The sequence below is a fragment of the Amycolatopsis sp. WAC 04169 genome (assembly GCF_003947535.1).
GTDB lineage: Bacteria > Actinomycetota > Actinomycetes > Mycobacteriales > Pseudonocardiaceae > Amycolatopsis > Amycolatopsis keratiniphila.
This window is the reverse complement of sequence record NZ_QHJI01000009.1, coordinates 403,353-428,529: the sequence shown is the minus strand read 5'-3', so window position 1 is coordinate 428,529 and position 25,177 is coordinate 403,353. Positions and strand designations below refer to the sequence as shown.

The 25,177-nt window shown below is 70.1% G+C and carries 19 protein-coding genes; 10 read left to right on the top strand and 9 right to left on the bottom strand.

Features of this window, described 5'->3' with window-relative positions:
* Nucleotides 1-18 precede the first annotated feature (18 nt).
* Nucleotides 19-2,193, top strand: a complete 2,175-nt coding sequence (locus DMC61_RS27225; protein ID WP_125692335.1) for a bifunctional lysylphosphatidylglycerol flippase/synthetase MprF — start codon at nt 19-21, stop codon at nt 2,191-2,193.
* On the opposite strand, the gene DMC61_RS27220 is transcribed toward DMC61_RS27225, so the two are convergent.
* Both DMC61_RS27220 and DMC61_RS27215 read right to left on the bottom strand, forming a co-directional pair.
* The gene (locus tag DMC61_RS27220; protein ID WP_125692333.1) at nt 2,130-3,056 is read right to left on the bottom strand and encodes a hypothetical protein; all 927 of its coding nucleotides are present in this window, start codon (nt 3,054-3,056) and stop codon (nt 2,130-2,132) included. The two genes, DMC61_RS27225 and DMC61_RS27220, sit on opposite strands and share 64 nt — an antisense overlap.
* Before the next feature lie 162 nt (nt 3,057-3,218).
* Nucleotides 3,219-4,967, bottom strand: a complete 1,749-nt coding sequence (locus DMC61_RS27215; protein WP_125692331.1) for a proline--tRNA ligase — start codon at nt 4,965-4,967, stop codon at nt 3,219-3,221.
* A 126-nt stretch (nt 4,968-5,093) separates the two neighbouring features.
* On the opposite strand from DMC61_RS27215, the gene DMC61_RS27210 reads away from it, so the two are divergent.
* Both DMC61_RS27210 and DMC61_RS27205 read left to right on the top strand, forming a co-directional pair.
* Nucleotides 5,094-5,450 (top strand): VOC family protein, encoded by a 357-nt coding sequence (locus DMC61_RS27210; protein WP_125692330.1) that lies wholly within the window; start codon nt 5,094-5,096, stop codon nt 5,448-5,450.
* Between the two features lie 28 nt (nt 5,451-5,478).
* Nucleotides 5,479-6,384 carry a 2-hydroxyacid dehydrogenase gene (locus DMC61_RS27205; protein ID WP_125692328.1) on the top strand — a complete coding sequence of 302 codons (906 nt, stop codon included), beginning with the start codon at nt 5,479-5,481 and terminating at the stop codon, nt 6,382-6,384.
* An 81-nt stretch (nt 6,385-6,465) separates the two neighbouring features.
* On the opposite strand, the gene DMC61_RS27200 is transcribed toward DMC61_RS27205, so the two are convergent.
* Together DMC61_RS27200 and DMC61_RS27195 are read right to left on the bottom strand one after the other, a co-directional pair.
* Nucleotides 6,466-7,401 (bottom strand): aminoglycoside phosphotransferase, encoded by a 936-nt coding sequence (locus DMC61_RS27200; RefSeq protein ID WP_125692326.1) that lies wholly within the window; start codon nt 7,399-7,401, stop codon nt 6,466-6,468.
* A 73-nt stretch (nt 7,402-7,474) separates the two neighbouring features.
* Complete coding sequence (locus DMC61_RS27195; protein WP_125692324.1) at nt 7,475-8,443, bottom strand: GNAT family N-acetyltransferase; 969 nt, start codon at nt 8,441-8,443, stop codon at nt 7,475-7,477.
* 59 nt (nt 8,444-8,502) lie between these two features.
* On the opposite strand from DMC61_RS27195, the gene yaaA reads away from it, so the two are divergent.
* Complete coding sequence (gene yaaA / locus DMC61_RS27190) at nt 8,503-9,258, top strand: peroxide stress protein YaaA (protein ID WP_125692322.1); 756 nt, start codon at nt 8,503-8,505, stop codon at nt 9,256-9,258.
* 87 nt (nt 9,259-9,345) lie between these two features.
* The gene (locus DMC61_RS27185) at nt 9,346-10,797 is read left to right on the top strand and encodes a trypsin-like serine protease (protein WP_125692321.1); all 1,452 of its coding nucleotides are present in this window, start codon (nt 9,346-9,348) and stop codon (nt 10,795-10,797) included.
* 53 nt (nt 10,798-10,850) lie between these two features.
* Here DMC61_RS27185 and DMC61_RS27180 read toward each other — a convergent pair whose 3' ends face one another.
* The 3 genes from DMC61_RS27180 to DMC61_RS27170 all read right to left on the bottom strand — a co-directional run bounded on the left by DMC61_RS27180 (nt 10,851) and on the right by DMC61_RS27170 (nt 15,157).
* Nucleotides 10,851-12,374 (bottom strand): NAD(P)/FAD-dependent oxidoreductase, encoded by a 1,524-nt coding sequence (locus DMC61_RS27180; RefSeq protein ID WP_125692319.1) that lies wholly within the window; start codon nt 12,372-12,374, stop codon nt 10,851-10,853.
* A 72-nt stretch (nt 12,375-12,446) separates the two neighbouring features.
* Complete coding sequence (locus DMC61_RS27175; protein WP_125692317.1) at nt 12,447-13,994, bottom strand: S8 family serine peptidase; 1,548 nt, start codon at nt 13,992-13,994, stop codon at nt 12,447-12,449.
* Nucleotides 13,994-15,157, bottom strand: a complete 1,164-nt coding sequence (locus DMC61_RS27170) for a S8 family peptidase (protein WP_125692315.1) — start codon at nt 15,155-15,157, stop codon at nt 13,994-13,996. The genes DMC61_RS27175 and DMC61_RS27170 overlap by 1 nt, the downstream gene beginning before the upstream one ends.
* Before the next feature lie 270 nt (nt 15,158-15,427).
* Between DMC61_RS27170 and DMC61_RS27165 the strand changes: the two genes are divergently transcribed.
* The 4 genes from DMC61_RS27165 to DMC61_RS27150 all read left to right on the top strand — a co-directional run bounded on the left by DMC61_RS27165 (nt 15,428) and on the right by DMC61_RS27150 (nt 22,858).
* A complete protein-coding gene (locus tag DMC61_RS27165; protein WP_125692313.1) occupies nt 15,428-18,292 on the top strand; it encodes an AAA family ATPase in 2,865 nt (954 codons plus the stop codon).
* Between the two features lie 427 nt (nt 18,293-18,719).
* Entirely contained in the window at nt 18,720-19,661 is a 942-nt protein-coding gene (locus tag DMC61_RS27160; RefSeq protein WP_125692311.1) for a serine protein kinase RIO, read from the top strand.
* Between the two features lie 367 nt (nt 19,662-20,028).
* A complete protein-coding gene (locus DMC61_RS27155) occupies nt 20,029-21,528 on the top strand; it encodes a DEAD/DEAH box helicase (RefSeq protein ID WP_125692309.1) in 1,500 nt (499 codons plus the stop codon).
* A gap of 142 nt (nt 21,529-21,670) precedes the next feature.
* A complete protein-coding gene (locus DMC61_RS27150; RefSeq protein ID WP_125692307.1) occupies nt 21,671-22,858 on the top strand; it encodes an 8-amino-7-oxononanoate synthase in 1,188 nt (395 codons plus the stop codon).
* Here the strand turns inward: DMC61_RS27150 and DMC61_RS27145 are convergent.
* Together DMC61_RS27145 and DMC61_RS27140 are read right to left on the bottom strand one after the other, a co-directional pair.
* A complete protein-coding gene (locus tag DMC61_RS27145) occupies nt 22,824-23,300 on the bottom strand; it encodes a GNAT family N-acetyltransferase (protein WP_125692305.1) in 477 nt (158 codons plus the stop codon). The genes DMC61_RS27150 and DMC61_RS27145 overlap by 35 nt on opposite strands.
* A 40-nt stretch (nt 23,301-23,340) precedes the next feature.
* Nucleotides 23,341-24,174, bottom strand: coding sequence for a trypsin-like serine protease (locus tag DMC61_RS27140; protein WP_125692303.1), 834 nt, complete (start codon nt 24,172-24,174; stop codon nt 23,341-23,343).
* A 331-nt stretch (nt 24,175-24,505) separates the two neighbouring features.
* On the opposite strand from DMC61_RS27140, the gene DMC61_RS27135 reads away from it, so the two are divergent.
* Complete coding sequence (locus tag DMC61_RS27135) at nt 24,506-25,168, top strand: M15 family metallopeptidase (protein ID WP_125692455.1); 663 nt, start codon at nt 24,506-24,508, stop codon at nt 25,166-25,168.
* Nucleotides 25,169-25,177: the final 9 nt, after the last annotated feature.

Below are 25,177 nucleotides of genomic sequence, written 5' to 3'. Positions count from 1 at the left end.
GCCCTTAATTTGAGTTCCATGCCAAAAGGGGGAAGCGGGACGGCCGCGCCGGGCCGGACGCGCAAGATCGCCACGGTGCTGAGGCACCGGCTGCCTTTCACGAGCCTCGTCACGCTGATCATGCTCGCGCTCGCCTTGGCCACGGGCGCGCTCTGGTCGGCCGCCGAGGACCGCGCGGTGTACCCGTACATCGCGTATGGGCTGCCGTCGCTCGAAGCAGGCCGGTGGTGGACCTTGTTCACCGGACCGCTGTTCGCGGTCGTCCCGCTGTACTACCTGCCGATGGTGCTCAGCTTCGCGTTGTTCGCCGGGTTCGCGGAATGGCGGCTCGGCACGCGCCGGGCGATGGCCGTCGCCATCGGCGGCCAGTTCGTCAGCGTGCTGGTGGCGGTCCAGTTCCTGGCCCTGAGCCGCAATTCCGGCTGGGAATGGGCGGAACGCGTCGCGGGCAGCCTCGACGTCGGGTTCTCCGGTGGCGCGCTCGCCGCGGTCGCGGTCGCCAGCGCCACCCTGCGCCCGCCGTGGCGCCTGCGCCTGCGCGCCGGGCTGTGCGTCTACGCCGGCGTCGCGATCATCTTCGTCGGCACGCTCGCCGACCTCGTGCACTTCTTCGCCCTCGTCCTCGCGCTGCCGTTCGGCCGGAAGTTCGTCGGTGCCAAGGAATCCTCGCGTGAACGGCGGCCGAGCCTGCGCGAGTGGCGGTTCTACGTGATGGCCGGTCTGCTGGTGCTGACGGTCGCCGAACTGGTGATGTCCTTCGTGCCGGGCAACGGCCCCTTCGGTTCGTCCGAAGAACTTTCGCTGTCCACCTGGGAAGTCGTCGTCCTGTGCCTGATCGTGGTGCCGATCATGAACGGCCTGCGCAAGGGCAGCCAGGTCGCCTGGTGGTGCGCGATGATCCTGACGTCGTTCGTCATCCTCCAGGTGATGGTCTACGGCGGGGTGCTGACGCTCGCGGAGATCTTCGGCGAGGACGCCGGCGTGGTGGACCCGCCGCTGTTCTTCGTGGACAACCTGCTGTGGACGGTCGAATTCGCGCTGCTGGTCTCCTCGCGCGGCGCTTTCCGCGTGCCGTCGCGGCGGAAGCGCCGCCGTCTCGGCCGGATGGGCAACCCCGCGCTGGCCCGCACACTGCTCAGCCGTCACGGCGGAAGCACGCTCTCGTGGATGACGACCTGGCCGCAGAACTCGTACTTCGTGGCCGCGGACGGCAAGTCCTACCTCGCCTACCGGCGCCACGCCGGGGTGGCCATCGCCCTCGGCGACGAGATCGGCCCGGACGGCGCCGCCGACCGGACGATCGCCGAGTTCATCGCGATGTGCGAGAACACCGGTCTCGTGCCGTGCCTGTTCTCCGCCACCGGCGACACCACCGCCAAGACCGACGAGCTCGGCTGGAAGCAGGTCCAGGTCGCCGAAGACACCCTGATCGAACTGGAAACGCTGGAATTCCGCGGCAAGCGCTGGCAGGACGTGCGGACCGCGCTCAACCGCGCCAAGAAGGACGGCATCGAGTTCCGGCTCGTCCGGCTCGCCGACCAGCCGCGCGCGGTGATCTCGCAGGTCCGCGCGATCTCCGAGGAGTGGATCGGCGACAAGGGCATGCCGGAAATGGGCTTCACCCTCGGCGGCGTCGACGAGGCGATGGACCCCGAGACCCGCGTGGGGCTCGCGGTGGACGCCGACGGCGTGGTCCACGGCGTGACGTCGTGGCTGCCGGTGTACACCGGTGCGGGCGCGATCGGCGGCTGGACGCTCGACGTCATGCGCAAACGCGCCGACGGGTTCCGTCCGTCGATGGAGTTCCTGATCGCGTCGTCGTGCCTGGCCTTCCGCGACGAAGGCGCGAAGTTCGTTTCGCTGTCCGGCGCTCCCCTGGCGAGCTCCGGCGAACCGGCGCACGCCGTCGAGCGGGTGCTCGACGCGCTCGGCACGATGATGGAGCCGTTCTACGGCTTCCGTTCCCTGCACGCGTTCAAGGCGAAGTTCCAGCCGCGCCACGTGCCGCTGTACCTGGCGTTCCGCGACGAGGCGGATCTGCCGCGGATCGGGATCGCGCTCGGCCGGGCCTACCTGCCGAACACCGGCCTGCTGCGGCTGGCGAAGCTCGCGAGGTCGGGCAAGAAGCCTCAGCGCAGGGTCGAAGGCGGCGGCGTGATGGTCTTGCGGTCGGCTTCCGGGACACCGCGGTAGGTCTTGAGGATCTTCAGGATCAGCTCCCGGTCCGCTCCGCCCGGCGCGTCCTGGCCCGAATAGACGGCCAGGGCCGCCGAGGCTTCGCCGAGCTGGGGCGCGATCACGCCGACCAAGGCGCGGTGGGCACCGCACGCTCCCGGCGGGGTGACGACCTCCGCGAGGACGATGCTCGCGGGGACCTTCTTGCCGGTACCGAGCGTGAACTCGGTCGTTTGGGGCGGTTCCGCGGTGATCTTGGCCGTCAGCGGGCCGTTTTCGGGGTTGTAGGCGCTGACGGCGAGGTCGTCGACCGCCTTCTTCGCCGCGGCGGCGGGGTCGGCGAGCTTGATGTTCGCCACGCCGCTGCCGCCGAGCCTGCTTCGCTTCTCCTGCGGGCAATAGCCTTCCCCGACGAAGGCGCTGGCGACCATGGTGATGCCCGGGACCTGGGCGCCCTTCTCCCAGCCGTGGATCGTGCCGGGTTTCGGCGTCCAGTTCGGCGGGACGTCGTAGGCGTAGACACCGTCCTTCCCGGCCACCGACTGCCAGCCCGCGGTCACCGGCGGCGCGACGACCCGAGGCGAAGGCGTGTAGACGATCGGGGCCCTGGTCGTGGGCGCGCTGCCCTCCGACGACCGGTCACCGTTGTTCGCGAGCGCGGCGACCGCGATGACGCCGATCGTCGCGAAGAAGCCGTACATGGCCCTTCGCCCGCTACGCGACATCGGCTGCTTCGCGGGCTTCTCCGGCTCTGGCTCAGGAGCCGGGGTCTCGGACGCGGGCGTGTAGCCGGACGAGTCCGAGGGCTGATAGCCCCCGAACCCGTCCAGCGCCGCGTTGTCCTCGTAGCCCGGGGAGTCGTCGCGCTTCTTGCCGAACACAGCGTCCTCCGTCGGGATTGCGGTGCGGATATCGGGGGATCCAGGTTTCTGCCGGCAAGGCGCCGGTTCGTCCTCGTACCGGGTCGTACTCGGGCGGACCGGCGACGCAGCCGGCAGGAAGCTGGGCCGCCGAGATACGTGCCGAAGTCCCGACGGTGGACGCTACGAACGGACGAGCTTGACCAGGTGCTCCACGACCGCGTCGACGGCGATCTCCTCGCGGTCGCCGGTGCGGCGGTCCTTGACCTCGACGACACCGTTCGCGAGGCCGCGCCCGACGACGAGGATCGTCGGCACACCGACGAGTTCGGCGTCCGCGAACTTCACGCCCGGGGTGGCCTTGCGGTCGTCGAGGACGACCTCGATCCCGGCGGCGTCGAGTTCGGCGGCGAGCTTCTCCGCGCCCGCGGCGACCGTCTCGTCCTTGCCCGCGATGACGACGTGCACGTCGAACGGCGAGACCTCGCGCGGCCAGACGATGCCGAGGTCGTCGTGGTTCTGCTCGGCGAGCACGCCGACCAGCCGCGAGACGCCGACGCCGTACGAACCCATGGTGATGCGGATGGGCTTGGAGTCCGGACCCAGCGCGTCGAGCTCGAACGCGTCCGCGTACTTGCGGCCCAGCTGGAAGATGTGCCCGATCTCGATACCGCGCGCGGCGACCAGGGTGCCCTTGCCGTCGGGCGACGCGTCGCCCTCGCGGACCTCGGCGGCCTCGATCGTGCCGTCACCGGTGAAGTCGCGGCCCGCGACCAGGTCGACCACGTGGTGGTCGCGCTCGTCGGCACCGGTGACCCAGGCCGTGCCGTCGACGACACGCGGGTCGAGCAGGTAGCGGACGCCGTTGTCCTTCAGCGCCTTCGGGCCGATGTAGCCCTTGACGAGGAAGGGGTTCTTCGCGAAGTCGGCCTCTTCGAGCAGCTCGAACTCGGCGGGCTCGAGCGACGCTTCGAGACGCTTCGGGTCGACCTCGCGGTCGCCGGGGAGGCCGATGGCCAGCAGCTCCCACTCCTTCGCGCCCGGCTGACGGGTTTTCACCAGGACGTTCTTGAGCGTGTCCGCGGCGGTGAAGGTGCGGCCTAGATCGGCGTTGTTGAGGAACGCGACCAGGGACTCGATGGTCGGGGTGTCCGGCGTGTGGTGGACCTTCGCCTCGGGCAGGCCCTCGATCGGCTTCGCGTCGGGAGCGGGCGTGGTGACCGCTTCGACGTTGGCCGCGTAACCCGATTCGGTGCTGCGGACGTAGGTGTCTTCACCCGTCTCGGCGACGGCGAGGAACTCCTCGGAGGCCGAGCCGCCCATCGCGCCGGAGGTCGCCTTCACGACGACGTACTCGATGCCGAGGCGGTCGAACAGCTTGGTGTATGCCTGGCGGTGCAGCTCGTACGACTTGCTCAGGCCCTCGTCATCGAGGTCGAAGGAGTAGGAGTCCTTCATGACGAACTCGCGACCGCGCAGGATGCCGGCGCGGGGTCGCGCCTCGTCGCGGTACTTCGTCTGGATTTGGTACAGGACGACCGGGTAGTCCTTGTAGGAGCTGTATTCACCCTTCACGGTGAGCGCGAAGAGCTCTTCGTGCGTCGGGCCGAGGAGATAGTCGGCGCCCTTGCGGTCCTTGAGGCGGAACAGGGCGTCGCCGTACTCGGTCCAACGGCCGGTGGCCTCGTAAGGCTCCTTCGGCAGCAGCGCGGGGAACTGGATCTCCTGCGCGCCGATCGCGTTCATCTCGTCGCGGACGACGTTCTCGATCCGGCGCAGCACCCGCAGGCCCAGCGGCAGCCAGGAGTAGCCACCCGGGGCCACCCGGCGGACGTAGCCGGCGCGTACCAGGAGCCGGTGGCTCGGTACCTCGGCGTCCGCCGGATCCTCACGCAGGGTGCGAAGGAACAACGACGACATCCTGGTGATCACTTCTGGGCTCCTCGCTGGAATTACGTGCTTAGACGTTCTGCGCAGCGTAGTCACCCCGCCCCGGGCCGGTTCAACCGGTTATCGCGGGCGCCCGGTTTTGTCGGTGGGCGCCGCTAGCGTGCCGTCATGGGCATCGAACTGGGCATGATCACGATCGACTGCGCGGATCCGCGCGGGCTCGCGGCGTTCTGGACGAAGGCGCTGGAGGTCGAGGTGGATCAGGACCACGGCGGCGAGTTCCTGATCCTGCACGCCAAGAAGGAGAACGGGCCAGTGTTCGCCTTCCAGCGGGTGCCGGAGGAGCGGGTCGGCAAGAACCGGGTCCACGTGGACTTCGGTACCGACGACATGGAGAAGGAGGTGGGACGTCTGATCGGATTGGGCGCGAAGAAGCTGGACGAGCACAAGATGCCGGGTTTCGCCTGGACGGTGCTGGCCGATCCCGTCGGCAACGAGTTCTGCGTCGCGACCCACGAGGGCTGACGGAGGTCGCGATGGCCAGAATGGCGGCATGACGGAGCGAGCCATCCTGCCCTGGTCCGATATCGAGCTGCCCGAGGGCCTGAGCGCGCGGCTCTACGACGGTCTGGGTCCGCTGCCGGACGAGGGCCTCGATGACGTCGAGGTCTACGTGCTGCCGTACGACACCGGCGCCGAGCCGATGAAGCTGCTCTCGCGGCTTCCGTCGCTGAAGCTCGTGCAGGCGTTGTCGGCCGGGGTGGAGAAGCTGATCCCGCTGGTGCCGGCGGGCGTGAAGCTGGCCAACGGCCGCGGCCTGCACGACCTCAGCGTGGCCGAGCACGCGCTGGCGCTGATCCACGCTTCGCAGCGGGATCTGCCGCGCTGGTTCGCGCAGCAGGCGACGGCGTCGTGGGAGCGCGAGCACACGCGCTCGCTCGCCGACAGCCGGGTGCTGCTGGTCGGCCACGGCTCGATCGGCCAGGCCATCGAGCGGCAGCTGGTCGTGGCCGAGGCGATCGTGACCAGGGTGGCGAGCACGGCCCGGCCCGCGGAGCGGGTGCACGGCGTCGGCGAACTGGCCGAGCTGCTGCCGTCCGCCGACATCGTGGTGCTGATCCTGCCCGAAACGCCCGCGACCATGGGTCTGCTCGGCCCCGCGGAGCTCGCCGCGCTGCCGGACGGCGCACTGGTGGTGAACGTCGGGCGGGGCTCGGCGATCGACACCTCGGCGCTCACGGCCGAGACCGCCTCCGGGCGGCTGCGCGCCGCGCTCGACGTGGTCGACCCGGAACCGCTGCCCGCCGGGCATCCGCTGTGGAGTTCGCCTGGAGTGATCATCACGCCGCATATCGCGGGCGGGTCGGCGTCGTTCTACCCGCGCGCGAAGCGGCTGGTCGCCGAGCAGTTGTGCCGGTACGCCGCCGGGGAAGAGCCACTGAACCTCGTGAGTGGCTAGGAACCGCCCCGCGGTGCGCCACTCTCGTGAGTGTTAAGGACGGTTAGAACCGTCCCAGCCACTCACGAGCAGCCAGGGCAGCTACTGCCAGTGGGTCCGGTAAGCGAGCCACTCCCGCATGGCACCCGCGAGACGGCGCTGCGCCGCACGCACCCCCGTCGTCGCGGGCGGTTCCGGCAACCGGCAAGCGCGTTCGGCGTGCCCGGCCAGCGCGACACCGAAAGCGGTGACCGCCCAGACCGGGACGCCGGTCAGCACGGGGCGGCGCCGGAGCAGCCGGTCGACGTCGGCGGGCTCGTGCCCCGCGTCGAGCAGGTACGGGCGGAGCGCGACGAGATCGAGCCAGCCCGCGCCCCTCGCCGGGTAGCGCCAGTTGGTGACGAGCACCCGGCCCGGCCCCGTCCGCACCAGGTACTCGGGCTGGATGTCGTTGTGCAGCAACGTGTCCCCGGCCGACCAGGGATGCCACGACGTCTCCAGCTGGACGAGCCGGTCGAGATTGCGGACGGCCCATTCGTCGAGGTCGCCGGGGCGTTCCTTCGCGAGTTCGTGCCAGCCGCGCAGGAGCGGGCCGAGATCGTCGAGCGCGTCCGGCACGTCGGGCAGCGGGCACGGGGTGAGCGTGCGCCCGAGCGCGCCGAAGGTGGCCAGCACCGCGGAGAGGTCCGGCGATCCGGGGCGCAGGTTCGGCCTGGTGCCGTCGAAGTCGGCGAACACGAGCACCAGCCATTCACCATCCACAAAGGACAGCAGCTTCGGCGTCGGCGCCTCCGGGGGAAGCCGTCGCGCGATGGCGGCCTCCGTCCGGTAGCCGCCCGCGCGCGGGCTGCCCGCCGGGATCGCCTTCAGGAAGACCCATCGGTGACCGCGTTCGAGTTCGAGCCGCGCCGAGACACCACCGTCGAATTCCGGGGTCTGCCACAACGAACGACGGACCATCGACCCGAGCTCACGCTCGACGGCGTCACGCGTCGCCGAGGGGAGGTCGTGCCAGCCGAGGCGTGCGGAAACCGGCAACGCCCTACCACCCCCAGCGATCTCTCCGAGAAGATCGACTGTACCGAAATTCACCCTTTCAGGTGACAACCGGTCAGGTCGGGACGGGTTTCACGTACCCGGCCCAGCGCTGGAACTCGCTGAACCCGACCCGTTCGTAAACCCCGAGAGCGCGGTGCGTGTTGTCCTGGTCGACGTTGAGCGAGGCCCGCTGGAAACCCTTGGCCTTGGCCTGGACGAGCGTGTGCCCGAGCAGCGCACCCGCGATTCCGCGTCCGCGAAGGCTCGCGTCGGTCGCGACGTGGCTGACGTACAGATCCTTCACACCCGTGGCGGCCTCGTCGGAGGCGAAGAACGCGCTCAGCACCATCGCGACCACCCTGTCCCGCTCCGGGCTCAGCAGGAGGAACGACAGGTCCGGCTGGAAGTCCTTCGCGCCGACCACCAGATGCCGCCACGCTTCCGGCGACTGCTCGGTGCTCCCCCAGTGATCCGCGAAGGTCTCGTTGCGGGACCGCAGCGTGAAGGCCTCGTACTTCTGCTCGTACGCGACGAGCGGGAACTCCTCGGGCAGCGGTTTCGCCGGCGGGATCGAGCCGAGGTCCGCTCGCATGTCGACGAACCACCGGGCGTGCTCGTACCCGCCGTCCACGAGTACCTCGGAGAGCCAGCGCTGTTTGGTGTTGGCCGCGGCGTGCAGTTCCAGCGGCACGTCCGGATGGGACTTCGCGTGGAGCGCCTTGCCCGCTTCCTCGAACCAGCCGATGAGGTGCGCGGCGATCGCGGTGTCCCGGTAAGCGGGGTGGACGAGCGTCTCGACCCGCATCATGTGCACCGGATCCGCCGCGTCGCGCTTGCGGAGCAGACCGTAGGCGACCAGCGTGTCGCCGTCCCACGCGCTCGTGGACGCGGTCGGCAGGTCGACGGTCGGCGTACCGATCTCTTCGGCGAGATCCTCCGCGCTGTAGTGCTCCTCGATCGGCTCGACACGCTCCGCCTCGGCGAAGGTCTCCGCCAGTCGCGGCATGTCGTCCATGGTCAGCGGGCGCCAGGTCAGGCTCATGCGGACGAGGCTAAGGCCGCGCCTCGGGGTGACGCACCCCATTTAGTTACGCTTCCGTGGTGCTCGTGCTCCTCCCCCCTTCCGAGACCAAGGCCGCCGGCGGCACCGGCGCGCCGCTGGACCTCGACGCGCTGTCGTTCCCGGAACTGAACCCGGTCCGCGCGAAGCTGGCCGACGCGCTGGCCGACCTGGCGGGCGACGTCCCGGCCAGTGTCGCCGCGCTCGGTATCACGCCGCGACAGGCCGACGAGGTCGCGCGCAACGCCGAACTGTGGACCTCGCCCACGATGCCCGCGCTGCGCCGCTACACCGGAGTCCTCTACGACGCGCTCGACGTGAAGTCCTTCACCAAGGCGACGCTGGCGAAGGCCGAGAAGCGCCTCGCCGTCGCTTCGGCACTGTTCGGAGTGGTCGCGGCCACCGACCCGATCCCCGCGTACCGGCTTTCCGGCGGCAACGCCTTGCCGTCGCTGGGGACGGTCCGCAGCGTGTGGAAGCCGATCCTCGAACCGGTGCTCCAGGGCATCGACGGTCTCGTCGTCGACCTGCGTTCCGGAACCTACTCGGCGCTGGCGAAGCTCCGCCCGGACGCGGTGACCGTGCGCGTCGTGACCGAGGACGCGAAGGGCAACCGGACCACGGTGAGTCACTTCAACAAGGCGTACAAGGGACGGCTGGCGGCCGAGCTGGTGAAGTCCCGCAGTGAACCGTCCACTGTGGAGCAATTGATGCGCGTGCTGTCGAAGGCGGGCCTCGACGTCGAACGTACCGGCGACCACAGTATCGAGCTGTTGACCGGCGACGGAGCGCATTAGTTCCGTACCCCTACGGGCTTCTTCCTCGGTTGTTCCTCCAGGCGCGGATGCGGAAAGTGATTTCCAGCCACCTGGAAAGGAACCACCGTGAACAGAAGACAACGGCTACTGGGGATCGCCACCGCCACCCTCGGCTGCCTCTCGGTCCTCCTGCCCGCTCCGGCGGCCGCCGCGAACCTGCCCGCCGTCACCCCGACGGATCAAGCGGTCGTCCCCGGTGGACTGCACACGAACTCCATCGGCGGCACCCCTGCCTCGGTCAAGGACCACCCGTTCATCATCGCGGGCCTGCGCGAGGGCGGGACGCGGCCGCAGGGGCAGACCTGCACGGGCTCGGTCGTCGCGCCGCGCAAGATCCTGATCGCCGCGCACTGCAAGGACGCGGCCGGTGAGAAGTCGTTCCTGTACGGACTCGACGATCTGAACGCCGGTGGTGGAACGCGGATCGGCGTCGTCAGCTACGAGAAGCACCCGAAGTACGTCAACTTCGACCAGGGCTACGACGTCGCGGTGGTCACCACCGACGCCGACATCCCGGTGCCGGGCGGCCAGTACGCGAAGGTCGCGACGTCGGCCGACACGGGACTGAACCAGCCGGGCAAATCCGGGCTGGGCCTCGGTTACGGCAAGAAGGACCACAACGACGACACCCGCAACGTCGAACTGCACAAGTTCACCCTGCCGATCGTGCAGGGCAGCAACTGCAACGGTGTCGGCGCGGGCTTCAAAGACGCCACGATGATCTGCAGCGGCTACAGCGACGGCCGCGTCACGATCCTTCCGGGTGACAGCGGCGGGCCGCTCATCGTGGACGGCAAGATCGTCGGCGTCGCGTCGTGGAGCCGCAGCGACTTCAAGTGGTACAGCGTGTACGGCAGGCTCAACAACGAGATGGGCGACTGGGTCAAGCAGCAGATCGGCGAGCCGCAGAACCCGGAGACGTTCTCGCTCGCGGTGACGCCGTCCTCGCTCAAGGTCGAGCCGGGCAAGTACGTTTCGGCCACGGTGACCAGCAAACCGGGCAAGAACGGCGCGGAGAAGGTCGATCTCAGCGCATCGGGGCTCCCGGACGGTGCGACGGCGACGTTCCAGCCTTCGTCCATCACCTCGGGTGAGTCCGCGAAGGTGAGCATCGAGGTTCCGGCCGGGACGGCCGAAAAGGATTACGCGGTCACGATCTCGGGCAAGGGAACCACCGACACCGCGACCACGAACCTGACCCTGACCGTCGGCGACGGCGCACCGCAGCCCGGTGACCTGAAGGTGGGCCTGAGCCCCACCAGCGGGACCTCGCAACCCGGTTTCTTCAGCAATGTCACGGTTTCCGCCACCGGCGGCACGGGCACGATCACGCTGTCGGCGTCCGGGCAGGGGCTGCCGTTCGCCCCGTTCTTCAACCCGAAGACGATTTCGAGCGGTGGCAGTTCGACCATGCAGGTGGTCGCGCCCTTCCAACGGGGCACGTATCCGGTGACCGTCACCGCGACGGACTCGGCGGGCAAGACCGCGACCGCCACCTACACCCTCACCGTCCAGTAAGCGAATGCGCGTGAAGGTCCCCTTCCCTCGGCTCAGCCGAGGGAAGGGGGCCCTCACGCGCTCACCAGCACCGCCATGGCCGCGTTGTGCCCGGGGATACCGGAGACGCCACCGCCGCGCACCGCCCCGGCGCCGCAGAGCAGCACCCGCTCGTGCGCGGTCTCGACACCCCAGCGGCCCACCTGATCGGCATCCGCGGCATAAGGCCACGAGAGATCCCGATGGAAGATGTGTCCCGCGGGCAGCCCCAGCTCGGCTTCGAGATCCAGCGGCGTCTTCGCCTCGACGCACAACCGGCCGTCCGGCGCGCGCAGCACACAGTCCTCGATCGGCTCGGCCAGCACACTGTCCAAAGAGGACAAGGTCGCGCGCAAAGCCTCGTCACGCGCGGCATCGTTGCGCCCCTCGAACAGCCGGGCGGGCATGTGCAGCCCGAACAGCGTCAGCGTCTGCACCCCGGCGGCCTGTTCGGCCGGGCCGAGGATCGACGGGTCGGTCAGCGAGTGGCAGTAGATCTCGCACGGCGGCAACGACGGGATCCGGCCCGCGGCGGCCTCGGCGTAGGCCGTCGCCAACTGCTCGTAACCCTCGTTGACGTGGAACGTCCCGCCGAACGCCTCTCGCGGATCGACACCCGAATCGCGCAGCCGCGGCAAACGTGACAGCACCATGTTCACCTTGAGCTGCGCGCCTTCCGGCGCTTCCGGCGGCTCCTCCCCCAGCAGCCGCGCGAGCGTCCGCGGCGCGACGTTCGCCAGCACGTGCCCGCCACGCACCACGAACTCGTCGTCGCCGAGCCGGTAGCGCACCGTGCCATCGGGGTCGATCGACGACACTTCGGCGCCGGTCGTCAGCCGTGCTCCGGCGGAAGACGCGGCCGACGCGAGGGCCCCGGTCACCGCGCCCATCCCGCCCACCGGCACGTCCCAGTCACCGGTCTCGTTGCCGATCACGTGGTAGAGCAGGCAAAGGTTCTGCCGGAAATCACCGGCGCCGGCGAAGGTGCCGATCAGCGCGTCGGTCAGGACGACGCCGCGCACGGTGTCGTCGCCGAACATCCCGGTGAGCGTTTCCGAGATCGGCCGTTCGAACAGCGCGTCCCACGCCTGGCGCTCGATGCCCGAGCGCAGTTCCTCCCTGGAGACCAGCGGCTCGGTCAGAGTGGGGAAAGTCCGTTTCGCGACCTGGGACGTCATCGCGTAGAACCGTTGCCACGCCTCGAAGTCCTTTGTGGACCCGGTGAGCGCGGAGAACGACGCCGCGGTCCGGGCGTCGTCGCCCGTGTCGACAAGGAGACCGCCGTCGCTGACCGGGGTGTACGACGACATCCGCCGCCGTCGGAGATCGAGGCCGAGCCCGAGGTCCGCGACGATCTTGCGAGGCAGCAGGCTCACCAGGTACGAGTACCGTGACAGGCGGACGTCGACGCCGGGGAACGCCCGGAAGGAGACCGCCGCGCCGCCGACCTCGTCGCGCCGTTCCAGCACGAGCACCGAGCGGCCGGCCCTGGCCAGGTACGCCGCCGCCACCAGGCCGTTGTGCCCGCCTCCGACGATCACGGCATCGTAGGACTCCATCCAAGACCTCCCAGCGAAAACGACAGTGCGCCGCGGCCATCGTGACCGCGGCACACCGCCGTTCGCAAGGACTCAGAAGGTGATGGAGAAGCCTTCGATCGTCCCGGTGTCGAACCGGTGGACGTCGCGGACCCGCAGTTTCCAGGTCCCGTTCGCCGGTTCGGACGAGGCGTTCACCGTGTACGACGTGTGCACGCCGCTCGCCTCGCCGATCCCTCCCGCCTGCTTGAGGCCGAACACCGCACCGCTCGGCCCGATCAGGTCAATCGCCAGGTCACCGGTGTAGGTGTGCGCGATGTCGACCTTGACCGGCAGCGTCGCCGACGCCTTGCCGTCACAGCCTTCCTGCGTCACCGAACTGGTCACCGCGTCACCCGCGTCCGGAATGGACACCGGTGTCGTGTTGGATTTGGCCCCGCACGTCGGCGTGGGGCCACCGCCGCCGATGAACGACACGTTCAGCAGCTTGTTGACCGTGCCGGACGGCAGTCCCTTGAGCACGCCGTCGGAGGCGTTGTTCACCAGCGCGTCCCGCGTCTGCTGCGCGGTGGCACCGGAATTCGCGGCGAGGTACAGCGCCGCCGCCCCGGCCACGTGCGGCGTGGCCATCGACGTCCCGCTCATGTTCGCCGAACCACCGTTGGACGTGGACAGCGACGTGATGTTGCTGCCAGGGGCGAAGATGTCCACGCACGAACTGTGGTTGGAGAACGAGGACTTGTTGTCACTGCTGTCCGAGGCGCCGACCGTGATCGCCTCGGGGATGCGGGCGGGGCTGACGTTGCAGGCGTTCTGGTTCTCGTTGCCCGCTGCCACCACGTAGACGAAGCCCGCCGCGATGGACTTCTTGATGACGTCGTCGCCGAGCCCGACCTGGTCCATCCGCAGGCTCAGGTTCGCCACCGCCGGTTTGGTGCCGTTCGCGGTGATCCATTCGGCCGCGTCGACGATGGCGGAGTCCGGCCCGTTGCCCGAACAGTCGTTGCCCAGCACCTTCAGCCCGACCAGCTTGACCTTCTTGGCCACGCCGTAGGTCTTGCTGCCGATGGTGCCCGCGGTGTGACTGCCGTGCCCGTTGCAGTCCTTCCCGTTGCCGCCCACGAAATCCTTGCCGATGGACGCGCGCCCCTCGTACTCCGGGTTCTCCGGGTTGATCCCGGTGTCGAGGTCGTACGCGGTGACGCCCTCGCCCGTGTTCGGGTACGTGAAGCTCTTGTCCAGCGGCAGGTTCTTCTGGTCGACGCGGTCGAGGCCCCAGGTGGGGTCGGTCTGCGTACCGACGGCACGCGCGGTGCCGTCCTGGTAGACCGCCTTGACCGCCGGGTCGGCCGCGAGCCGCCGGGCCTGCTGCTCGGACATGCCCTTGACGGAGAACCCGCGGAGCACGTTCTTGTACGCCGACCGGACTTCACCGCCGTAGCGGCCGGTCAGCGCGGCCGAGGACTGCTCGACCGCCATGGTCCCGACATCGTGGAGCACGACGATGTACTGCCCGCCGTAGTGCTGCTTCGCCTGCACGACAACGCCTTCCGCCGGAGCGGCGAGGGCGTTGCCCGCGGCGAGCGCGGCCAGCGCGGTGGCCGCGAGGGCCACCACACCGGCGCGCACGCCGCGGCGCATCAGAGACCCGCCACGTTCAGCAGCTTGTTCGTCGAACCGGAGCCCGGGCTCGTCACGACGCCGTTGGTGGCGGCGTTGGCGAGACCGGAGGCCACGGCGGCGGGGGTCGCCGACGGGTTCGTCGTCAGGTAGATCGCGGCCGCGCCGGCGACGTGCGGCGTCGCCATCGAGGTACCGCTCATCTGCTGCGTGCCGCCACCGTTGCGCAGGGAGGTGATGCTGGTGCCCGGCGCGAAGATGTCGGTGCAGCTGCCGTAGTTCGAGAACGAGGACCGGCGGTCGTCGCTCTGGGTGGCGTTGACGGTGATGGCCTCACGCACCCGGGCCGGGCTGGTGCCGCAGGCGTCCGTGTTGGAATTGCCGGAGGCCACGGTGTTCGTGATGCCCGCCGCGACCGCGCGGCGCACGGCGGAGTCCACCCCGGAGTCGGCCGGGCCACCGAGGCTCATGGTGAGCACCGACGGGCCCTTGGCGTTCCGCACGACCCAGTCGATCCCGGAGATGATCTGCGAGTACTGCCCGCTGCCCTGGCAGTTCAGCACGCGGACCGAGACGATCTTGGCGCCCTTGGCCACGCCGTAGGTGGCGCTGCCGACCGTGCCGGCGACATGCGTGCCGTGCCCCTGGCAGTCGCGGGCGTCGCTGTCGTTGTCGATGAAGTCGTACCCGCTGGTCGCCCGGCCGCCGAATTCGGTCTGGCGGTAGTCGACCCCGGTGTCGAGGACGTAGACCGTCGCACCGGAACCGGTGTTGGGGTAGGTGTACTTCCGGTCCAGCGGCAGGTTCTTCTGGTCGATCCGGTCCAGACCCCAGGTCGGGTTGGTCTGGGTGCCGAGCAGATGCGCGACCGCGTCCTGCTGGACGAAGTCGACGTTCGGGTCGGCGGCGAGGCGTTTGGCCTGCGCCTCGGTCATCTTCGCCGAGAAGCCGTTCAGCGCGGCGGTGTAGGTCGCCTTCACCTGGCCGCCGTACTTGGCCGCGAGGCTCGCGTCGCCGCTCTTGAGCGAGACGATGTACCCGTCCGTGACGGCCCCCGGCACACCGGCACCGCGGATCTGTCCCTCGGCGGCCGCGGCCGGTCCGGCGAAGGCCACGGTGGCCGCCGCGCAGGCCCCGGCCAGCACCGCACCCGCGATCCGGTGACGTCGAAGTTCTCCACGCATTTCCTGAGCTCCGTTCACTCGAACAGGTGGTTCGCACCGGCGGAGGTCTTGGCCGGCGCCGTGACGTGCAGTCACGCTGGAATCACTTTCGGGTGGCGGGACCTGCGCGAACAAGCGAGGCAACGGTCCGTAGGACTACGTATCTAATGGCGGAATACACCGTCCCTACGAAAGTCGGGTGACCGTCCGAGCGGGTTCCGTGATCATCGGAACCGCGCTTAAGCTGCGTTCACTCGAACGGTGTGGTTCGTGAAGCGGGGGTGACCCGGCATGGTGATCGGTGGCTGCCGACGCAGGACGAGTTCGCCGGTACTCGTCGGCCGTGAGGCGGAATTACGCGAGCTCCTCGACGGCGCGTTGCGCTCGCCGTCGGTGATCATGCTCGAAGGCGAAGCGGGGGTGGGCAAGACCCGGCTCGCCACCGAATTGCTGTCCTGTGCCGAATTGGCCGGACGGCCGGTCCTCACCGCGACCTGCCAGCCGTTGCGTGAGCCTTTTCCGTACGGCGTGGTCTTCGACGCGCTCAAGGACGTCCGCCCGGCGCGTGAGCTCAACCCGGTGACCGGTGTCCTCGCGCCCTACCTGCCCGAGCTCGCGGCATTCCTGCCCCAGCCGCCACCGCGCCCGGCCGACCCGAGGGCCGAACGGCACCAGCTCTTCCGCGCCGTCCGGGAACTGCTCGGCTCGCTGGGCCCGCACGTCCTGCTCATCGAGGACCTCCACTGGGCGGACGACGGTTCCCGCCGCCTGCTGCGATTTCTGATGACCGAGCCGCCCGCCGGCCTGACGCTCCTGCTCACCTACCGTCGCGAAGAGACCCCCGGCGGCATCCCGCTCGGCAGTGCCTACCGGCCCGCGCCCGGCACGGCGCACGCGCTCGTCACCCTCCGGCCGTTGGACCGCGACGGCGTCCAGGCACTGGTTTCCGCACTGCTCGGCGAAACCAGCGTCTCCGCGGAGTTCGCCGCGCGACTGCACGAGCGGACCGCGGGGATCCCGTTCGTGGTCGAGGAGATCGTGCACGCGATCGGCGGCGTCGAAGGCGCGGTGCACGCCGACGGTGCGACCGCGCGGCGTCTGCTCGACACGGTCGAAGTCCCGGCGCTGCTACGGGAAGCGACGGTCGAACGCCTGATGGCGCTGCCGCCCGCCGCCCGCCGGATCACCGAGGCCGCCGCCGTCCTCGGCACACCGTCCACTTCGGACCTGCTCGCCGCGGCGGCCGCGCTCGCCCCGGAACGCGCCCGCCGCGCGCTCGTCCTCGCGCTCGAACGCAACGTCCTCGTGGAGTCCGGCGAAGGTTTGTACGACTTCCGGCACGCGTTCGCCCGGCAGGCCGCGTACCTCACCATTCCCGGCCCCGATCGCCAGGAACTGCACCGGCGGGCCGCACGGCTGCTGCGCGACCGCCTCCCGCAGTCCTTGGTGCGGCTGGCCGAACACTGCCGGAAGGCGGGCGACCGGGCCGGCGCCCTGAAGTACGGCGAAGCCGCCGCGGATCAGGCGTCGACGGTCGGCGATCTCGCCACCGCGACCGATCTGCTCCGCACCCTGCTCGACGAACCGGGCCTTCAACCGTCCGATGTGGACAGAATCGCGGTCAAGTTCAGCTCGGTGGCGTGCAACGGACTCGCGCAGACCGAAGTCGTCCCGGCGCTGGAGCGGCTGCTCACCGACGGCAGGCTGTCCGGGCGCCTGAGCGGCGAGGTCCGGCTGGGACTCGGGCTCCTGCTGGTGCGCCAGGCAGGCGGCTTGGAGGCCGCGAGGACCGAGATCGAGATCGCCGTCAACGACCTCTCCGACCGGCCCGATCTGGCGGGCCGCGGGATGGGCGTCCTCGCCCAGCCCTGGGTCGGTGCGACCCCGCTGCGGGAGCACCGGCGCTGGATGGACCGGGTGGACGAGCTCATCGACCGGGCCACCGACCGGCGGCTGAAGATCATCCTGCTGGCCAACAACGCGGCGTCACGGCTGCACATCGGGGACGCGCGCGGCTGGGACATGCTGGACCGGGCGCCCACCACCGTCGGTTCCGCCGACGAACAGCGGCATCTGGCGCGACTGCACTGCAACAGCGCCGACGCCTGCGCCTGGACCGGTCACCACCGGCGGGCCAGGAGCCTGCTGCGCAGCGGGATGCAGCTCGCCGCCGACTGCGGGGCGCCGTACGTCGTCAGCACCGCCCGCGCGACCGCCGTCCACACCGACTGGCTCACCGGGAACTGGGACGGCCTCGCCGAACGGGCGGTCGCGCTGATCGACGAGTACCGCGATCTCCTGCCGGTGACCAGCGAACTGTGCCTGGTGCTGGGTCTGCTCGCCGCCGCCCGCGGCGAATGGGACGAGGCCGCGGCCCGGTTCGCCGGTACCGCGGCGGATCAGCCCGAAAACGCGTTCACCCCGGTCGCGATCGCCGCACACGCCGGGATGTCGGGCATGCTGCTCGCGCAGGACCTCGGCGAGGCCGCGGTGACGCAGGCCGAGAAGGGGCTGGAACTCCTGCGCGCCAAGGGTGTCTGGGCCTGGGGCGCCGATCTGGTGATGGCCGCCGTCGACGCGTATTGCGCCACCGGGCGGGACGCCGAGGCGCAAGCACTGACCGACGAATTCGAACGCGAGGTCGGCGACCTCGACGCGCCGTCGACCCGGGCCGCGCTCGCCGCGAACCGCGGGCTCGTCGCGGCGTCCCGAGGCGACCACGATGAGGCGATCGAGGCCTTCGAGCAGGCTCGGACCCGGTTCGAGGCGCTCCCCGCGCCCTATCACGCGGCGCTGGTCGCCGAACGGGGCGCGCGCTGCCGCCTGGCCCGCAACGAGGACGTCGCCGAGACTTTCGCGGCACTCGCGGAGACCTTCGACCACCTCGGCGCCACACGCGACGCCGCGCGCTGCCGCCACGCCTTCCGGTCCACCGGCGCCGTCGCCCCCTCGCGGCGCGGCCGCCGGGGTTACGGCGACGAGCTGTCACCGCGCGAGCGCGACGTCGCCCGCCTGCTGGCCGCCGGGCACACCAACCGGGAGATCGCCGAGGTGCTGTTCCTGTCTCGGCGCACGGTGGAACAGCACGTCGCGAGTGTGCTGCGGAAGCTGAAGGTGCGGTCGCGGAGCGAGCTGGCGGGATTGCGGTCGGCCTAGGCGCGTCGTGAGTGGTCAGGACGGTTCTAACCGTCTTTACCGCTCACGAGGCCCAGCACCGGCGTTTACCCGTGATCGACCGGACGACACGCGTGATCCAGCGGACGCCACGCGTGATTGGAGGGACGTCACGATCGCGGCGTCCGTCCAATCACGCTTGTCGTCCATCCAGTCACGCGAAACCGCCACCAGCGCACCGGCCGGAAGTGCCCGAGACACGTACCAGAATTAAATCGGTTGCGTGGTCCGAAGGGGTCGGGGATGATCGTCCGCGATCCGGCAGGGAGCCGGTGGATGCGACTGGGAGGTGCCTCGTGCTGATGACTGTCCGGGGCCTTGGCCGCCCCCATCCACTCGCCCCTCGCGGCTGAGCGCGGAGCCACGACGCTCGCCCGGTGGGGCATCCCTGATCTAGGAGAACCCACCAGTGCGCAAGCACGATCTCGAAGAGTCTTACGAACAACGTCCTCGCCGCACCCGTCGTGCCCGTTTCGACGACGAACCCGAACCCACCCGAGGCGGGCGGCTCACCGAAGCCGAACGTGTCCGCCTCGCCCGGTTGCGGGAGGACGCCTACACCGAGACCGCCATCCCCGACGGCGCCGACCGCTGGAGCACCTGGGGAGAAGCGGAGCAAGGACCGCTGCCGCGCCCGGACTGGGTGATCACCGAACTGGCCGCGGTCGACACCGAACTCGGCATCCTCAAAACCGGCAAGGAGGCGGACGTCCATCTCGTCCGGCGCAACCTGCCCGGCACCGAGGGCACCGTGCTCGCCGCCAAGCGGTACCGCAGCGGCGAGCATCGGCTGTTCCACCGTGACGCCGGCTATCTCGAAGGCAGGCGGATGCGGCGTTCGCGGGAGATGCGGGCGATGGAGTCGCGCAGCAGCTTCGGCCGCAACCTCATCGCCGAACAGTGGGCCGTGGCCGAGTTCGGCGCGCTGAGCAGGCTCTGGTCGGTCGGGGCGCCCGTGCCGTACCCGGTGCAGCGCGACGGCACCGAACTGCTGCTGGAATTCCTCGGCGAGGGCGAGACCGCCGCGCCCCGGCTGGCACAGGTCCGGCCGGAGCCCGACCAGTTGCGGGAACTGTGGTTCCAGACCTCGGCGATGCTGGAACTGCTGGCGTCGCAGGGGCTCGCGCACGGTGACCTCTCGGCGTACAACCTGCTCGTGCACCACGACCGGATCATGGTGATCGACCTCCCCCAGGTGGTCGACATCGTGGCCAATCCCGGCGGGCTGGAGTTCCTCGCGCGCGACGTGCGGAACATCGCGACGTGGTTCCACTCGCGCGGATTGCCGGAGCGGCTCACCGCGGTCCCTGAGCTGCTTGAAGAGCTGAAGGAGATCGCCGGTCTGCGGTGACCGTCCACAGTGTCATGAAAGGGTCGTTCAGGACGTGATGTGTCAGGAACGACCCTTTCATGACACGCAGGGAGAAGCCGTCGTGGAGACCCTGCCCACAATCGGTCCCTCCAGTTGGGAGGCCGGATAACGGTCCGGTACAGTAGTGACAGACCGCAACCGGCGGCGTGGATGAGTTGGTGTCCGTCGCCTCCAAAGCCAACCGAATGGCTCGCGGTATCCGTATCAATCCATTGGCGCGCGGTGTCACGCAGACGCGGTGTGCCGGGTTCGTCCCTGTGAACGCCCATCTGTGCACACCATCTTGCCCTGCCTGCGCGCGGGCAGCCCGGGCCTCCTTGCGACGTGCCACGTCCGAGAGGCATTTGTGACAGTCACGTTCAACTCCGGCCACGTCTCACCGTCGGCGCGTCAGCACCGCAAGCCGCGCACCCGCCCCGCGGGTGACGCGATGCTGCGCGAAGACGCCGTCGAGACGGTCAAGGTGAAGACCTGGGCGGAACTCGGCCTTCCCGACCCGCTGCTGCGGGCGCTGGCCGACGCCGGTATCACCTCCCCGTTCCCGATCCAGTCGGCGACCATCCCCGACGCGCTCGCCGGTCGCGACGTGCTCGGCCGCGCCCAGACCGGTTCCGGCAAGACCCTGGCCTTCGGCCTCGCGATGCTGACCCGGCTCAACGGTGGCCGCGCCCGGCCGAAGCACCCCCGCGCGCTGATCCTGGTCCCGACCCGCGAGCTGGCCATGCAGGTCGCCGACTCGCTGACCCCGCTGGCCAAGGCCCTCGGCCTGTGGTGCCGCACCGCCGTCGGCGGGATGGCCTTCACCCGCCAGGCCGACGCGCTTTCCCGCGGCGTCGACCTGCTGATCGCCACCCCCGGCCGGCTGTCGGACCACGTCCGCCAGGGCACCGCGTCGCTGTCCGACGTCAACTTCGTCGCGCTCGACGAGGCCGACCAGATGGCCGACATGGGCTTCATGCCGCAGGTCCGCGAGATCCTCGACCTGACCCCGGCCCGCGGGCAGCGCCTGCTGTTCTCGGCCACCCTCGACGGTGACGTCGACCGGCTGGTCCGCGCGTACCTGACCGACCCGGTCACGCACTCGGTCGCCCCGTCGACCGCGAGCGTCACCACCATGGACCACCACGTGTTCCAGGTGTCGCACCAGGACAAGCAGGACATCATCACCGAGATCGGCGCCCGCGAGGGCCGCACGATCATGTTCGTCCGCACCAAGCACCACGTGGACCGCCTGACCGAGCGCCTGCGCGAGAAGGGCGTCCACGCGGCCGCCCTGCACGGCGGCAAGACCCAGGGCCAGCGCAACCGCGTCCTCGCGGACTTCAAGGAGGGCTACGCGCCCGTCCTCGTCGCCACGGACGTCGCCGCGCGCGGTATCCACGTCGACGACATCTCGCTGGTGCTGCACGTCGACCCGGCCGCCGACCACAAGGACTACCTGCACCGCGCCGGCCGCACCGCGCGCGCCGGGGCGTCCGGTGTCGTGGTCACGCTGGTCACCCACGACCAGCGCCGCATGGTGCGCCGGATGACCGACCGCGCCGGCGTCCGCGCCGAGCAGACCACCATCCGCCCGGGTGACGCCGAGCTCGCCCGCATCACCGGTGCGCAGCAGCCCAGCGGCGAGCCGGTCGTGGAGCGCCGTCGTGAGTCCCCGCGTCGTGGCGGTGGCCGCGGCTACGGTGGCGGCGACCGCGGCTACCAGGGTTCGCGCGAGGGTCACGGTCACCGCGAAGGCGGCCGTCCCGGTGGCTTCCGCGGCCGCCCGCGTCGTGGCGAGGGCGGTGGCGGCAACGGCCGTCCGCAGCGTCCGGGCGGGCGCCCGCGTCGCAGCTACGACAGCTGAAGTGACTGAAGCCGGTCCTTCCGGCGGCTAGTGCCATGAAAGGTCCTTTCCTTGCGAAATTTGCAAGGAAAGGACCTTTCATTGCGTTCGGAGTGGGGACCACCACGTCCATCGGGAAACGGCGGATGGGAGACTGCGGGACGTGACTTCTCCCGGCCCCGCCTCCCAGAACCTCCCGCCCGACCAGGTCTTCGACTGGCTCGACGTGGAGGCGGAGAAGCGGGCCGAGGCCGGGCTGGTGCGCAAGCTGCGCATCCGGCAGGCGCAGGAGCCGGAGCTGGACCTCGCCGGAAACGACTACCTCGGGCTCGCCAGGGACAAGCGCGTCGCCGGTGCGGCGGCCGCGGCCGCGTTGCGCTGGGGCGCGGGGGCGACCGGCTCCCGGCTCGTCACCGGCACCACCGAGGTCCACGCCGAACTCGAGCACGAACTCGCCCGCTTCTGCGGCACGCAGGCCGCGCTGGTCTTCTCGTCCGGGTTCACCGCGAACCTCGGCGCCGTCACGGCCCTGTCCGGCGCGGATTCCGCGATCGTCACGGACAAGTACATCCACGCCTCGTTGATCGAGGGCTGCCGCCTGTCCCGGTCGGACATCGCCGCCGTCGCGCACAGCGAGCCGAACGCCTTCAAGCACGCGCTTGCGACCCGCCGCAAACCGCGTGCCCTCGTCGTCACCGATTCCGTGTTCTCCGTCGACGGCGACATCGCGCCCTTGGAGCAGCTCGCCGGTGTCTGCCGGGAGCACGGCGCGTCGCTGCTCGTCGACGACGCGCACGGTTTCGGCGTCCTCGGCGAGGGCGGCCGCGGCGCCGTCCACGCGGCGGGGCTCTCGGTCGCGCCGGACGTCGTCACCACGATCACGTTGTCGAAATCCCTTGGGGCGCAAGGCGGAGCGGTGCTCGGACCGCGCCGCGTGATCAGGCATCTCGTGGACACCGCGCGCAGTTTCATCTTCGACACCGGGCTCGCGCCCGCCAGTGCCGCCGCCGCGCTCGCCGCCCTCACTGCGCTGAAGGCCGAGCCGGAGCTGGCCACCAAGGTCACCGAAGCCGCGGGAAACCTTGCGATGCAACTGAAGTCGGCCGGATTCAGGGTCAGTCTCCCGGACGCCGCGGTGATCTCGGTGCAGGCGCCGTCGCCGGAGGCCGCCGTCGCTTGGGCGGCCGCCTGCGCGGATCAGGGTGTGCGCGTCGGCTGCTTCCGGCCGCCGTCCGTGCCCGACGGCATCTCCCGCCTGCGCCTGACCGCGCGGGCCGACCTCACCGAGGCCGACGTGGACCGCGCGGTCGCGGTGATCACGGCCGCGGCGCCTCCCGGCGCCACATCGTGAGGTGCGGGATCCCGTCTTCCATGAACTCCTCGCCCTCGACGACGAAGCCGTACTTGGCGTAGAACTTCGTCGCGTACGTCTGCGCGTCGAGGACGCACGGCGCGTCCCCGATCCCCGCGAGGGCGGTCTCCATCAGCCGTCCCGCGAGCCCCTTGCCGCGTGAGCGGACGGCCGTGCACACCCGGCCGATGCGGAAGGTGCCGCCGGCGTCCTGCAGCACCCGCAGGTACGAGTCGACGGCGACGGAACCGCCGATCCAGAGGTGCCGCGTGCCGGGCAGGAGGTCGCGTCCGTCGATCTCGTGATAGGCGCAGTCCTGCTCGACGACGAACACGTCCACGCGCAGGCGGAGGATGCCGTGCAGCTGCGCGGCGGTGATCTCGTCACCGGCGACGGACAGCGGGAACGACGTGGTCTCGATGATCGGGGTGTCGGTGCTCACGTCCCACTTGTTAGCACATCGGACGGGAAGAAGGCACCGATCAGCCGATCAGGCCCCGGCTCTTCTGCTGGGAGATCTCGTTCGCGAAGTGGGAGACACGGGTGTAGACGCCGGGCTTGCCCGCCTTCGCGCAGCCCTCGCCGAACGACACGATCCCGATCAGCGTGTCTCCCACCACGAGCGGTCCACCCGAATCGCCCTGACAGGCGTCGACGCCGCCCTCGGGGTAGCCGGCGCACACCATGTCGCTCGGGTCGTAGCCCGAGTACGCGGTACGGCAGGTCTTGTCGCTGACCACCGGGACGACCGCGCTGCGCAGGTAGTCCGACCGCGCGCCGCCGTCGGCGACCCGTCCCCAGCCGAGGACCGTCGCCTTCGTGCCTTCTTCGTACAGGTCGGCGTTGCCGTTGTCCGCGACCTTCGCGGGCCGGTACGGCAGCTGACCGCTGACCGTCATCACCGCGATGTCGTCACCCTTGCCGGGATCGCCGCTGTAGTCGGGGCTGACCCAGACCCGCGAGACACGCAGCTCGACACCGTCCCGCGAACGTTTGTCCTCGCGTCCCGCCACCACGCGGACGTCGGCGCGTTTGACCGCGACCGCGCAGTGCGCCGCCGTCGCGACCGTCGTGGAGCTGACGATCACCGCGCCGCAGAACTGGTTGCCGCTCCGGTCGGCCAGGTAGACCGCGTACGGGTACTGCGAGACCGAAGCCTTGCCGCCGCCCACGATCCGCGGCTGGGCGGCCTGCTCCGGGCCGCTCACCGCGCTGTCGTCCGCCGACGCGCTGTTGACCGCGACCGGCACCATCACCGCCGTCGCGAGGACCGCTCCGACCGCGAGCAGCAGCGTGCGACGTGACTTCTTGGGCATGTTCTGTCCCTTCACCGGGGCGTACGTACGGTCAAACCCTGGGAAGTCATTCGACTCCAGCGCGTACACAAGCGATCGCGAATACCCTAATCGGAGAAAGCCCGATGCGGTGTCACTGAAACGGGTGGAACTGTGCTCACCGAACGCATCTGTCACCCTGGACGTCGTGCGGGCTACGGCGACGATTCTGGCGGCTGCGGTCTTTCTGCTCTCCTCGTGTTCGAGCCCGGTGGCCGCCCCTCCCGCGGAAACCTCTTCCGCCGCAACGACTCCGGCCACGTCGGCCCCGCCGCCGTCACCGGCCTGGCAGGTCGGCGCGAAGCCGCTTCCCTTGCGCCGTGACGGTTTCGGGCAGATCCTCCCGACTCCTCCCGTGCTGGCGAACCGGTCACTGCCGACCACCGACCTGCTTCCCCCGCCAGCCGGGAACCGGTTCGCGGGCACGGTGAATCCCGTCCCCGCCGAGGTTCTCGCACGCAGCACCTGGCAGGCGGCCTGCCCGGTCACCGCGGGCGAACTGCGCTACCTCACGTTGTCGTTCTGGGGTTTCGACGGCCGCGCGCACACCGGGGAAATGCTCGTGAACGCGTCGGTCGCGAACGCCGTCGTCACCGTATTCGGGCGGTTGTTCGCCGCGAAGTTCCCGATCGAGGAAATGCGCGTGACCGCCCCCGCCGAGCTCACCGCTCCCCCGACGGGTGACGGGAACAACACCACCGCCTTCGTCTGCCGTCCGGCCCGCGGCCTGACGAACTGGTCGGCGCACGCCTACGGGCTCGCGATCGACGTCGACCCGTTCTGCAACCCGTACACCAAGGGCGACGTCGTCCTGCCCGAGCTCGCGTCGGCGTATCTCGACCGGGGAAACCGGCGGCCGGGGATGATCACCGCCGGAGACCCGACGGTGGCCGCCTTCGCCGCGATCGGCTGGACCTGGGGCGGCTCCTGGACGACGCCGACGGACCGGATGCACTTCAGCTCCACCGGCCGCTAGACCGGGAAC